The organism is Aliihoeflea sp. 40Bstr573, from assembly GCF_024105655.1.
GTDB lineage: Bacteria > Pseudomonadota > Alphaproteobacteria > Rhizobiales > Rhizobiaceae > Aliihoeflea.
In genome coordinates, this window is record NZ_JAAAMH010000016.1 from 1 (window position 1) to 13102 (window position 13102).

The window sequence follows — 13102 nt, forward strand, 5'->3', positions numbered from 1 at the left end:
GCCGCCAGCACCGGAGGTCTTCATCCCAGCCTTCGCCGCGCGGACGGCCCTGCAAACCCAACCAGCGATGCCGCCCGCGCTGGCAACAAGACCGTCAATGCACTAACATTCCAGCCGGACCCGTCAGGGGGGGCTGATCAAAGAGGGGGCAGTATTCATACACGCTAGAGCCCTGCGCACTTCGGACGCTATCAGAGTTTTAAGAGGATGAGCGGCGGCATCGTGACAACAAGCGCCACCAGACAATCCTTGCGATACTCACCGCTGCTCTCATTCTCGTAGGTCTCCCGCAAGCTATAAGTAGCGGAGTTCAGGCCTATCGGTACTTTGTGGCATCTGACGCAGAAATAAATGTTTCCTCTCCAACGTCCGATGTGTCCGATAGGTAACAGACTAAAATTGCGATGACGTGCGGGGACGGCGTTCCGCCCCGAGACGCTATCCAAAGCTTGTTGGCACAAATTTGGTACAAATCGCGACATGCGGCCAAGTTTGTTGTCCGTCGCAGCGCGAAGCCTCAGCAATTTTCTGGAATGAGTTCAAGAGCTTGAGAGATGGCTGGGGAACCTGGATTCGAACCAGGACTAACGGAGTCAGAGTCCGTGGGTCTACCGTTAACCTATTCCCCAAGACCGGCGCGCTCGTGCCGCGCTGATGTGGGCGCCTTTTATCCGTGCCGGCAGAATAGTCAACCCCCAATGAGGCAAGTTGATGGGGGGGGCGGCATGATGAGCGAGACGCGACTTGTCGTCGATTGCTGGGATCGCGCGCCTCGCGTCATCTTCGCGCGCGAAATTGGCCGGTACGGAACCGTTCATCTCTCGGTGAAGGCGCGCGCCATCGAATCCGTGATCGGCTTGGCAAGGTAGTTGAAAAACGTGCGCTCCTCGATCTGGATCATGATCTCGGCGGGCATGCCAGGCGTTGGCTGGAAGCCGCGCACGCGGGCCAGTTCGCTCGGCGGGATGTCGATGCGTGCCAGATAGACGTCCTGAGCCTTGGCCGAGGTCTGCTGCTCGGAGAGGGCATCAGCCGAGACATAGATGACATGTCCCTCGAGCACCGGCGTGGTGCGTTGGTTAAGAGCAGTCAGGCGGATCGTCGCGGGCTGGCCAACGCGCACACTGTCGATTTCAGTGCGGGGAACCTGAGCCTCGATCAGGAGCGGCACATCGTGCGGCAGGATTTCCATCACCGCCTTGCCGCTTTCGATCACGCCGCCATTGGTGTGATAGAAGGAGCGTACGATCGTGCCGGCCACCGGGGCGACGATCGAGGCGCGCTGCAGCACGTTCTCGGCCTCGCGAGACTGTTCGCGCACGACGTCTAGTTCGCCCTGTATGTCCTGAAGGCGGTCCAGCGCCTCCTCGCGAAAAGCGCTTTCGGCCTGGACGATCTCCTGACGGGTGCGCTCGACCTGTGTCGTCGCCTGATCTATTTCCGAAGCGAGGCGTCCGATCTGGCCATCGGCGTCGGCCATGGCGCGTTCCAGCGCCTTCAATTCCGTCCCGCGCAGCAGGCCCTTTTCGAACAGGATGGCCTTGCCCTCGTGCTCTTCTCGCAAGAGGGCAAGTTGCTGCTCATAGGACGCCTTTTGCCGATCATAGCCTTCGGCCCGGAACTCGAGCGATAGCATGTTTTGTTCCAGAATGCTGAGTTCGCCTTCGATCTTCATGCGCTGCGCATCGAAATTGAGTTTCTGGCTCTCGATGATCTCGACCACCTCGGGCTCGTGGAGATGATCGGCGAGGAACTCTGGCAAAGCCATCTTGTCCAGTCCCTGGTACTGCGAACGGAGCCGGGACGCGATTGCCTCGAGACGCGCGCGGCGCAAGAAGAGTTCGCGATCCTTGGCAAGGGCCGCAGTTTCATCGAGAAGGACGAGCGGCTGGCCGGCCTCGACCATGTCGCCTTCGAAGACCATCAGTTCCTTGATCACGCCGCCGCCGAAATGCTGGACGATCTTGTTCTGGCCCGTCGCCACAAAGCTGCCTTGCGAAATGACGGCCGAGGCAAGCGGCGCCGTGAGCGCCCAAGCGCCGAAACCGCCGAAAGTGATGCCGAGAAGCGCAACCCCGAAGACCGTTTGCTTCCAGATCGAGCGGGGCACGTCCGCATACCACTGAATGTCATGAACCGAAGCGATATCCGACATGGAAAGATCCTACTGCAACTGGTGGCCGAAAGAGCCGAGCTCTACGGAAATGCCACGTGTCTGAAGCGCATCGAGAACGTCCTTGCTCGGGCCGAAGAGCGCGACCGTCCCGTTGACGAGCAAAAGGATCTTGTCGACGCTCTGCAACAGCGCGGGCCTCTGTGTGATCGTGATGACCGTAATCTTCTCGCGCTTGGCATGTTCGAGCGCACGTTTGAGCGCTGCGTCGCCCGCCTGGTCGAGATTGGAATTTGGCTCGTCGAGCACCACCATGCGCGGGCCGCCGAAGAAGGCACGGGCCAAGGCGATGCGCTGTTTCTGCCCGCCCGACAGCGGCGTGCCGTCGGCGGCGACCATCGTCTCATAGCCATGCGGCAAGGACGAGATCATCTCATGAACGTCGGCCAGAACCGCCGCTTCGTAGATCTGCTCGTCCGTAGCGTCGTCGCGCATTCGAGCGATGTTGGCCTTGATCGTTCCGGGGAAGAGCTGGACGTCCTGCGGCAGATAGCCGATGTTCTCGCCGAACTGGCGCTGGTCCCAATTGCGAAGATCCATGAGATCAAGCCGCACATTGCCCGAGGTCGGCAGGATCGAGCCCACGAGCATCTTGCCGAGCGTCGTCTTGCCTGCACCCGAGTTGCCGATAACGGCAAGCGAATCGCCTGGATTGAGCGAAAAGGTCAGTCCGTTGAGAACGACACGCTTGGTGCCTTGCGGCACGTAGAGAAGACGCTCCACATCGAGCCGCCCTTCGGGTCGCGGCAGGTTCAATCTTTCGAAATTCAGGGGCGAGGCGTTAAGCAGCGCCGTGATCCGGCCATAGGCGGATTTCGACTGCGTGTACTGGTTCCAGCCTTCGATCGCGCCTTCGATCGGGGCCAGCGCGCGGCCGGCGATGATCGAGGCCGCGATGACCATGCCACCGGTAATCTGCCCTTCAATCGCGAGAAATGCACCCCACCCGAGCATGCCGACCTGGGTCAGCAGGCGCGCGCCCTTGGAAAGGGCCGAAAACATTATGTTCCGGTCCTGGGCGAGCACTTGCGCGCGCAGGGATTCGGCAGTGTCCCTGCCCCAGATCCGCACCGCCTCGGGTATCATCGCAAGCGCATTGATGATCTGCGAGTTGCGCGACATGGAATCGAGATGGAGATTGGCCTTCACCTGCGCGGTGTTTGCCTCGCCGAACGGCGTCGACGTCGCCTTCTGGTTGATAACGGTGATCACAAGCAGAAGCAGGGCCGTGCACACGACGATGAAGCCAAGATGCGGATGGATCAGGAAAACCGCGACGAGGAAGAGCGGCGCGATCGGTGCATCCAGGAACGAAATCAACGTACGCGAGACGAGGAAGGAGCGAACCTGGGCAAGGTCGCCCAACGTCTGGTATTCCTTGCCGTTTCCCGTGAGCGAGGCGCGCGCGGCGGCCGACAGGATGGGCGAGCCGAGCTGGGCCGCGACTTCGACGGCCGTCCGCATCAGGATCAAGCGGCGGATGGCGTCGAACACCGCGTGGAGGACGACCGCGCCGACGATGACGATGGTCAGCATCGTCAGCGTGTCGAGCGAGCGGCTGGTGAGAACGCGGTCGGAAATCTGGAAGAGATAGATCGGGATCGCGAGAACCAGGACGTTGCTGGCCACGGTGAACACCATGACGATGGCAAGGTTGCGCCGGACCACGCTGATGCCGTTCTTGAGCTGAGCGGCGAAATCGACCGGGCCGAGGCGCTTGTGGAACCCGGTTTCGGAACCGTTGGTGTTGGCCGCGACCTTGCCGGGCGCCCGAGCTGCGGCGATCGGCCCATTGTCGGCCTCGATCGTCACCATTCCGGAGGGTTTGCGCGGCGCCTCCGAGCTGCGCGGAACGGGGCCGCCGGGTGGGGTTTCTATCGTGACGGTCCCTGCGGCCTGCTGGACGTCGGCTGCGTTTTTCTCGATCCGCTCGATCGCGCGATCGACTTCGTCCAGATGCGGCATCCGGCCGGCAGTCTCTCCTGCGCGTTGGTCCTCCGCGTCCGGTCGGTTCGGACGCGCTGCGTGATCTTCCTGCGTCATGTCTTGGTCCCCCCGCTCATGCGAGCATGGTTTGCAGTCCATCGGTCTGACCGGCATCCTGCGGGTGATAGCCTGGGTCGAGCGAGGAATTTGCGTCGGCATGATCGTTGGACGCGTCATCCACCAGGAAGGCGACTGCCTCGTTGACCAGCGCATTGGGATCGCGCGCGCCGAGCAGATCGGGCGATGCGGAGATGAACTCTGCCTGGATCAGCACGTCCTGCGCGTACTGCTCGCCACCGACATAGGTCTTGCCCAGCGAATCGAGGTCTGAAATGCCAGCCAGGTTGATCAGGGCATTGTCGCCCGTCTGAAGCGTCCAGCTGGCATCTTCGACCGGATCGATCGCGTTCATGGCGAGTGCGATCTGATCGCTGTCGCCCAGGATGTTGGTCTGGCCGACATAGTTGAGCTTGATCAAGTCGCCGCTGATATAGAGCACCTTGAGCGCGCCGAGATCGGCGAAGGCCGTATCGGTCAGAACATCGCCTGCGGCCCCATCGCCGCCAAGCGCGAGACTGTCGGCGAATGCCTTGTAGGCATCGGGAAGCGCATCGAACCGGGTCGCGCCGCCGACATTGTAGATTGAGGCCTCATTCCAGAGCAGATTTCCGGAGGTAGAAGCCGTGCCGTTGCCTGTTGTGGTGAACCCGTCCACCGCGCCGATCAGATCATTGTCGAACAGAACGTTGAGCTGCTGGATGATGTTGGCGTCGTAGACATTGCCGCCGATGATGATCAGGTCGTAGGCGAAGGCCATTTCGAACAGCGAGATTTGATTGACCGACAGATTGTCGCCGGCAATCACACTGGTGGTCACGCCCGACGAGGACAAGATGCCGATGTCGTTGTCGGACATGAAGACGAACTGCTGCAGCCAGTTGACGATCATCACATCGCCGTCGATGCGCTCGACCACCCAATGCTTGGGGAAGTTCGGTTCGTCGCCGGCCTGGCGCATTTCCTCGAACGTGTCGTAGCGTGCGAAGGATGCCAGGTTGAACGCCTTCGTCGCTGCCGCATCGGGGTCAAGCCATGTCGAAACGTCTTCGGAGACTGCATCCTCGTCCATCCAGGCATTGATCTGGATGATCGCATTCAGTTCGAAATGGCTGCCGACCACCGCAGTCACTGTCGCAGCGGTCCAAAAGCTCGTCACCGAAACGGCGTTCACCAGAGCGTTGCCGCCCGCTTCCAACGATACGGACGCCTCGAAATGGGCATTGGCTTCAATCCGCACCGACATCTGGCCGACAGGCTCCAGCTCAGCTTCCGGTTCGTCATCCGCTTCGGGATCATAGTAATCGATCAGCGACGGCAACTCGTCGACGAGTTCGCCATTCAGATAGTCGCCTTCGAGCGTTGCCGATTTCGTCACGAACACGCTCGCGCCTTCCGGCGCCGACGACGCGTCGAAGCTGTCGAATGCTTCGATCGCGGTCGTGATGAAGTCGACCACGGCATCGACGGAGCCCGGCAAGGCCGGATTGGCGATCGGCGAGATCGACAAGGCCTCGGATGCAAAGTCGAGGAGGGGATCGTTGTCGATTGGCTCGGCTGAAAAGACGAGACCGGAACCGCCGACGTTGAAATAGTCGTTATCTGACAGCGAAATCTTCTGGATGAGATAGTTCGCGACGGAGCCGAGCGGCTCGATGTCAGGCAAGATGGTCTTCGTCACATAGCTCAGCGCAATCGAGGCCGGGGCGAGCTCAAGCAGCGCCGGCCACTGCGCGTATAACTTGTCCGTCAGTTCGGGCAGTTCGGGTGGGACGAATCTCACATACGACCACGGCACAACCAGCAGAATATCGGGTGCCGGCGGCTCGTAGGCCAGCTCGGGAACGTAGCTGCCCAACTGGAAACGAGCGTCGAACTGAGCTTCGATGAAAGGCAATTTCGGGTAGTCGAGCTGGTCGGCTTTGTCGGCCAGGAACTGGTCATATGCCTCGCGCATACGCGCTTGTTCGATAAGCGTGTGAAAGTGACCAAAAAAATGCGCGATGATCTCGGTGACGCTGTCCATCGACATGGCAGGCTACTCCCCTGGTCATCTTCTTGTTGACTTTGGGGCTGCGCGGCTGGAGCCGCGCAGCCCTTTCTTGCAAAAGCACTGCGAAATCAGGCGTTGTCGCCGTCTTCGCCGAACGACGTGTTGGTCATCGACCCACCGACGATGGTCATATCAACCGCGTTCTGCTGCAGATTGGCGCCCATGACGATCGACTGGTTGAAGTTTGCAGAGTCGGCGAACGCATCCGCGGATGCGGCGCTCGAACCGGTGACGATGCCGTCATCGCCATTGCCCGAACCCCACTGCCCGCCGGCGCCGCCGTAGCCGCCGTCACCGGTGGTGGCAATGCCGCCGCCGCCGCCGCCGCCACCGTGGCCACCATAGGCCCAGCCGCCGGTCGTCGCGCCGGTCATGGCTTCTGCCCAAGCTCCGCTGAGCGCTGCGCCCCCGTCACCGCCAAGTGCGGATGCCGCGCCGCCGGCTGCCAAACCGCTGGTGGCATCGCCGCTGTCCGCTGCGCCGCCAACACCGTAGCCGCCGGCCCCGGTATCACCGCTGATTGCGCCGCCGAAGCCATTGCCTTCACCCGCACCGAAGCCGAGGGCGGTGGTATCGTCGATGTCGCCGCCATCGCCTGCGTCATCGGCATCACCAGCTGCGCCGGTGCGTCCGCCATTGGCATTGCCACTGTCGCCGGTCTTGTTGTTGCCGCCGTCGCCGGCGTCATCAGCGTCGCCGCCGATGTTCAGGATCGGGATCTTGGCGAACATTGCGTCGACGCCGTCGCCGCCTTCGGAGTCACCGCCATCGCCGGCATCGTCGGCATCGCCGGTCCGGCCGGTTTCGCCGCCATCGCCTGCCTTGGCGTCACCACCTTCGGAGTCGCCGCCATCGCCGGTACCAGCCGCCGCAAGACCTGCGCCGAGGCCGGCACCGATGCCCAGCCCGACGCCGACCGCCGTGCCGCTATCGCCTGAACGAGCGCCTTCACCGCGTCCGCCCTCGGCCTTGCCGCTTTCGGCGTTGCCGCTGTCGGCATTGCCGCCATCGGCCTTGCCGCCGTCGCCGTCGCCGCCCTTGGCCAGGCTCAGCGCACCGACATCATCGATGTCGCCGCCTTCAGCCTTGCCGCCGAACGCCCAGCCGCCATTGCCGCCGTTCCCGCCATTGGCATCCGCGTCGTCGCCGCCATTGCCGCCGCCGCCGCCCGCATTGATGCCATCTCCGGCTTCAGCCTTGCCACCGTCCGCGTCGATGTCGAGCTTGAATTCGCCTTCGTTCTTGACGCTTGCTTCTTCGAGCTTGTCATCATCGGAAATGTAGGCGTTTTGCGAGATCACGTTGCCGACACTTGTGCCGGAGCCGGTGAACGCACCATTCATCACATCTTCGATCTGCGTGGCGAACAGGCCGTCGACCTTTGAATCGTCGATATCTACGAAGTCGTCGTCGGTCGGCTTGTAGTGTTCCAGATCGAGATCGACATCCACGTCCACCTTCACTTCGGTGTCGTTGACGTTGATGTTCTTGTTGAAGGCTTCGTTGACATTCGTGTTGTAGTTCTCGGCAATCGCCTTGGCCTTCGCGTCGGCGTCCGAATAGGAATCGGAATCCGACTTGGAGTCAGACTCCGACTTGGCATCGGACTCCGACTTCGCATCGGAATCTGAATCTGAGTAGGATTCCGCATCCGACTTCGCGTCGGAATCGGACTCAGCATCCGACTTCGAGTCCGCGTCGGATTCGGATTCCGACTTTCCGTACTGGAATTGCTTCTGCCACTGATCCTGTTCTTGATCCTGCTTTTGTTCCTGATCATCGCCGTAATGCGGCTTCTGAGGCTGTGGCTTCGTATAACGTGACTTATCCATCGTCGTATCCTCTAGAAGTGAGGACGCGTCGGCTTGACCGCCATACATCTAACTGGGGCCTTCACCTTGCGTCGGTTGACGTTTCAGACACTTTCGCGCCGAACTTGCGCGAGACGACCGCCGGTTTGGAATCTCGAAAACACGCTACCCATATCGAGACAACACGATACAAAAACCAGCGATCAACTATCGAAGTGTGCTTCCGCAAGCAGATATGGGTAAGATGACAAATCGGTCTAAATCTTCGTGATACAGACTACTGGATCGCGTGTTAATTTTCTTGGGGTTGGCTATCATGTTAAGTTCGCAACCTGTTTCGATACAGATTGTTAATCGTCTAATTCATCGAGAGTTCGGGCGTTGCCAACGAATTTGTAGGCGGCCAAACCATTATAGATCGTTCAGCCTATTCCGAATTCATGGGACGTCAGTTACGATGCGTTAACTAAGGGCTAGTCACGCCAGGCGAATGACTTAGTCCAAAGGAGGCGGGCGAACCGTCAGTGGCGTCATGAGGGGGTATCGGCTATGTTTAGCGGGCGGGATGGAGAAGTGCGTCTGAATGCTTCCGAAAGCCGTTCGGAAGAGTTGTTTCAATCTCAACAGCCCGGTGCGCGCGAACGTGCCCTTCTTGTGGTCGCATCGGCAGGCGTCGTCTCGAACGCTTTGCTTGCCGCGATCGAGTGCGAATTCCGTTTCCTGCGCGTCCACATCGTGCCCGATCTCAACGAAGCTTGCACGTCACTCGTCGCCAACGTCGATCTTCTGCTCATCGAGCAAAGCCTGATCGGGGGCCTTGCCTATCATTATGGTGATCTGTCCGCCTACCATCCGAGAGCCATGTTCGCGGTGCTCGCCGATGTAGGCGAGCAGCAGGACGGGCGCCTTGCCGGTCTCGTCGAGCAACGAATGGTTCAGGGCGTCGTTCCAACGAACAGCAACCTCGATATTCTTCTTTCTGTCTTGCGTATTTTGCTGAGTGGCGGAGAGTATGTGCCATCCGTCGTGTTCAGAGCGCACCTGTCTGAAAGCAGCCAGGCCGTGCGAACAAGGAGAGATGGGGCAATGAGCGAACTGACGGCACGGGAGTGGCAAATCCTCGGCCATGTTGCCAAGGGAAGCCAGAACAAGATCATCGCAAACGATCTCGGATTGTCCGAGCACACGGTCAAGATTCACATTCACAACATCATCAACAAGCTCGGCGTCCACAATCGCACCGAGGCCGCCGCGATCTATTTCGCGCGCCAGAGTGCGGGGCTGAATGGATCGGACGGGCACAGGCGCTCGCAGAACTGAAAATGTCCTCCAATCGGTTGAAGGACATTCTTCTTCTGGTCGGCCAGCTGAACTACACTTGGACAAACACCGAGAGCCTTCTGATCCATATGATCGCCGGCCTTGCCAAGGTCGACAAGGAAACGGCGATCATCATCTTCCTGACCCTCAACACCACGCGCGCAAGGACCGACCTCGTCGAACGGTTGGCGAAGATGGCCGCCACGCCCGCCCCTTGCCGCAAGCACGTCCTGGACGTCACGCGGCGCCTATCGGCGGAGGCGCGGCTACGCAACAAGTACAATCACTGTATCTATTCGTTCGACGAGGAAGGGGCGCCGTCAATGACGCAGCTCATGCGCATCGTCGATGGCAAGGACGACGTGCGCTACGGCAAGGTCGAGATCCTCGACGATGCCGAACTGCAGCGCATTACCGACAGCATCGCTTCGCTCGTCGCGATCAATCACGACATCTGGACGATTACCGATCGATACGGGTTTCCTACCTGAGCAAGAGGGTCATGCGCCAGCGGCGACGATCCGCTCCCACTTGCCATGCGCGTGCTGCGACTGGCGGGCGAAGAAATTATAACGGACCTTCGTCCAGTCGCGCAATGAGTTGGTGCGATTGTCGAGGATGATGTCGCCGCGGTCGGTGCTTGCCGTCAATACGACATGCCCTTCCCCGCCCACCGTGACGACGGTGAGCAGCAATGTGGATGCCGGCCAGCCGCGCTTCATGAGTTCCTTTTTCTTCAGAATCGCGAAATCTTCGCAGTCGCCTGCCGAGCGCGGCACTCCCCACACATCCTCCTCGCCATGCATCTCCAGATCGCTGACTTCGCGGATCTGTCGGTTCACGAGGAGATTGACTTCCTGCAGTTCGCTCTGGCGCGCCTTTGTCATCGTCATCTTGCGCACCGGACCGGTCGAGGCGCAAAGGTCGGCCCGCTGCGCACAGAACGCGTAAAAGGCGGGCGGGGCAAACGCAGGGCCCGACGCAGCCATCAATTGGGGCTCGGCCGCAGAAGCGGCAGGCGCGATGGCCGCAGTGGAGGAGATCGAGGCCGTCGTTTGTGCGCAAGATGCGGCGCAAACCGCCATCAACGTTGCGGCAAACACTTTCAGCATGAGGGGAATTCTCCAATGCCAATCGCACTATCTACGCCAGAATAGTTAATCACTAGTTAATACGTCCGGGTTCACAGTTTTCATGCAGCTGTCATACTTCGTTTGACTTGGGGGCAAAGTAACAGTCAGCCCCCATTCCCCGTCAAAGGGAGGGGGCGGAAATGTTGCGTAAAAAAACACTTGCACTTACTCAAACAATGGCAGTCGGCGCTGCCGTTTGGATCGGCGGTTCTGCTGCGGTCCAAGCCCAAGAGCCTCGCCCGATTCTGTCCGCGGCTACGTGTCAGCCGCTAACGGAGGCAAACTACGTATTGTGCTGTATCGCTGCAAATCGCGATTCGTTACTGACGCGTGCTCAGCGCGAGCAGTGCCCTCCGCTCACGACAGCTCTCATCCGATCGGTGATGAGCAATGAAGGTTCGGGCGTCGCCATCGGCTTCGCACCCGGCGAGGGCAGTGGCGGTTCGGGCTCCGGTGGCGCCGGGGGCGGAAGCGGTTCTGGCGGTGACGGCGGCGGCTCTGGCGGCAGCGGCACGGGCGGCAGCGGCGGCACGGGTGGTGGTGACTCCGGCGGCGGCTCTGGCGGCGGTGGAGCTGGCGGTGGCGGCGGCACGGGTGGTGGCGACTCCGGCGGCGGCTCTGGCGGCAGCGGCGCGGGCGGCAGCGGCGGCACGGGTGGTGGTGACTCCGGCGGCGGCTCTGGCGGCAGCGGCGCGGGCGGCAGCGGCGGCACGGGTGGTGGTGACTCCGGCGGCGGCTCTGGCGGCGGTGGAGCTGGCGGTGGCGGCGGCACGGGTGGCGGCGACAGCGGCGGCGGCGCTGGCGGCAGCGGCGGCACGGGTGGCGGCGACAGCGGCGGCGGCGCTGGCGGCAGCGGCGGCACGGGTGGCAGCGACAGCGGCGGCGGCTCTGGCGGCGCTGGAGCCGGCGGTGGCGGTGGAACTGGTGGCGGCGGAGGAGCTGGCGGCGCTGGTGGCGGCGGCGGCTAACTTCAGCAAGATTTCCCGGCTATTCTTGCAACACTGGACGGTTTGACCCGTTCAGTGTTGCAATCGCGTTTCCGGGAACCTGCATGCCTGTTGCACCGACCTACCGACCTTCAAGCGCCCACGCGTCACTCGGCACAGAATTTTACGATCCAGTCGACGCCGCGCGATTTCCCAAGCACGTCACCCGCTTCCGGAATCAGGACTGGGCCGAAAGGCTTGGGCTCGGCGATCTCTCGCAGGACGAGTGGGTGGCTCATTTCGGCAGCTTCGCGCCGCTGCCTGAGACCTATGCCCAACCGTTGGCCCTGCGCTATCACGGCCACCAGTTCCGATCCTACAATCCCGACCTTGGTGACGGGCGCGGCTTTCTGTTCGCGCAACTTCACGACGATGCCGGACGCCTTCTGGACCTCGCCACCAAGGGCTCAGGCACCACGCCGTGGTCGCGCGGGGGCGATGGACGGCTGACACTCAAGGGCGGCGTGCGCGAGGTTCTGGCGACAGAAATGCTCGAAGCCCTCGGCGTCGACACGTCGAAAAGCTTCAGCCTGATCGAGACCGGCGAAGCGCTGCACCGTAATGACGAGCCCTCCCCCACGCGATCGGCGGTGCTCGTGCGGCTCAGCCACTCGCATATCCGCATTGGAACATTCCAGCGCCTGCGCTTCCTCGACAAGAGCGATGACATCTCGGCGCTGATCGACCATTCGATCACGCACTACCTGCCCGAGGTCGGCGCGCAGATCGACCCGGGCCGCTCGCTTGCCTTTCTGGACGCCGTCGGCCGCAGGCTGGCGAAGACGACCGCCGCCTGGATGGTCGCCGGCTTCGTCCATGGCGTCCTCAACACCGACAACATCAACATCACCGGCGAAAGTTTCGACTACGGGCCCTGGCGCTTCCTGCCGACTCTCGACCCCGCCTTCACCGCCGCCTATTTCGACCAGACGGGGCTCTACGCCTTCGGCCGCCAGCCCGACACGATGTTCTGGAACCTGACGCGGCTCGCCGAATGCCTCCTCGACTTCGCCCCGCAGGCCGATCTCGAGACGATCCTGCGCGCCTTTCCCGCTCTGGTGCAGGAGGAATTCCGCGCAGCGTTTCTCAACAGGCTCGGCGTGACGAGCGCGGGGCTGGAGGCCGACAACGAGCTCGTGGCGGCTGGCTGGCGCTTCCTCGCGGTTTCGCAATTGCCGTTCGAGCGCTTCTTCTTCGACTGGTTCGGCGGCCAGCATGCACCGCGTGCGCCTGCCGGACGGGAAGAACATTCGAGCGAGGCCTTCGTGGCGTTCCGCGCCGCGCTGGACCCCTTCGCCCCGCGCCCGGAGATCGACTTCACGCACGCCTATTTCGCGCGTCCGACCCCTTGCACGATGCTGATCGACGAGGTGGAGGACATCTGGGCGCCGATCGCGGAAGCGGACGACTGGTCACGATTCGAGGCGAAGATCGCTGAAATTCGACAGATGGGCGAAGCGCTGAAGCTGCGGCTGCGGTAAGGCTTGTCCCGATGTGAACGACGCGTTCGGAATCAAAACGGCTCAACGGCGCCAGGAGTGTTTCGCAATGGCACGCGTTGAGCCACTTCATGGACCTCAATT

At 61.6% G+C, this 13102-nt stretch carries 9 protein-coding genes and 1 tRNA gene; 4 read left to right on the plus strand and 6 right to left on the minus strand.

Annotation, left to right across the window (positions count from 1 at the left end; translation table 11 throughout):
- Positions 1 to 555: 555 nt before the first annotated feature.
- The 5 genes from GTK01_RS16385 to GTK01_RS16405 form a co-directional block, all read right to left on the minus strand.
- Positions 556 to 629 (minus strand) — tRNA-Gln (locus GTK01_RS16385).
- 185 nt (positions 630 to 814) lie between these two features.
- Positions 815 to 2155 carry an HlyD family type I secretion periplasmic adaptor subunit gene (locus GTK01_RS16390; protein ID WP_252927986.1) on the minus strand — a complete coding sequence of 447 codons (1341 nt, stop codon included), beginning with the start codon at positions 2153 to 2155 and terminating at the stop codon, positions 815 to 817.
- A 9-nt stretch (positions 2156 to 2164) separates the two neighbouring features.
- Positions 2165 to 4336 (minus strand): type I secretion system permease/ATPase, encoded by a 2172-nt coding sequence (locus GTK01_RS16395; RefSeq protein WP_371924375.1) that lies wholly within the window; start codon positions 4334 to 4336, stop codon positions 2165 to 2167.
- Positions 4233 to 6248, minus strand: a complete 2016-nt coding sequence (locus tag GTK01_RS16400) for a hypothetical protein (RefSeq protein WP_252927990.1) — start codon at positions 6246 to 6248, stop codon at positions 4233 to 4235. The genes GTK01_RS16395 and GTK01_RS16400 overlap by 104 nt, the downstream gene beginning before the upstream one ends.
- Positions 6249 to 6337: 89 nt before the next feature.
- Positions 6338 to 8101: an MSCRAMM family adhesin SdrC gene (locus GTK01_RS16405; protein ID WP_252927992.1), complete on the minus strand. Its 1764-nt coding sequence runs from the start codon at positions 8099 to 8101 to the stop codon at positions 6338 to 6340.
- Positions 8102 to 8653: 552 nt separating this feature from the next.
- On the opposite strand from GTK01_RS16405, the gene GTK01_RS16410 reads away from it, so the two are divergent.
- Positions 8654 to 9400, plus strand: a complete 747-nt coding sequence (locus tag GTK01_RS16410; protein WP_252927994.1) for a LuxR C-terminal-related transcriptional regulator — start codon at positions 8654 to 8656, stop codon at positions 9398 to 9400.
- Between the two features lie 2 nt (positions 9401 to 9402).
- Complete coding sequence (locus tag GTK01_RS16415) at positions 9403 to 9891, plus strand: hypothetical protein (protein WP_252927997.1); 489 nt, start codon at positions 9403 to 9405, stop codon at positions 9889 to 9891.
- Between the two features lie 9 nt (positions 9892 to 9900).
- On the opposite strand, the gene GTK01_RS16420 is transcribed toward GTK01_RS16415, so the two are convergent.
- On the minus strand, positions 9901 to 10512 hold the full coding sequence (locus GTK01_RS16420; RefSeq protein ID WP_252927998.1) for a transglutaminase-like cysteine peptidase: 612 nt from the start codon (positions 10510 to 10512) through the stop codon (positions 9901 to 9903).
- 456 nt (positions 10513 to 10968) lie between these two features.
- On the opposite strand from GTK01_RS16420, the gene GTK01_RS16425 reads away from it, so the two are divergent.
- Complete coding sequence (locus GTK01_RS16425) at positions 10969 to 11547, plus strand: hypothetical protein (RefSeq protein WP_252928000.1); 579 nt, start codon at positions 10969 to 10971, stop codon at positions 11545 to 11547.
- 37 nt (positions 11548 to 11584) lie between these two features.
- Positions 11585 to 13000 (plus strand): protein adenylyltransferase SelO, encoded by a 1416-nt coding sequence (locus GTK01_RS16430; protein ID WP_252928002.1) that lies wholly within the window; start codon positions 11585 to 11587, stop codon positions 12998 to 13000.
- Positions 13001 to 13102: the final 102 nt, after the last annotated feature.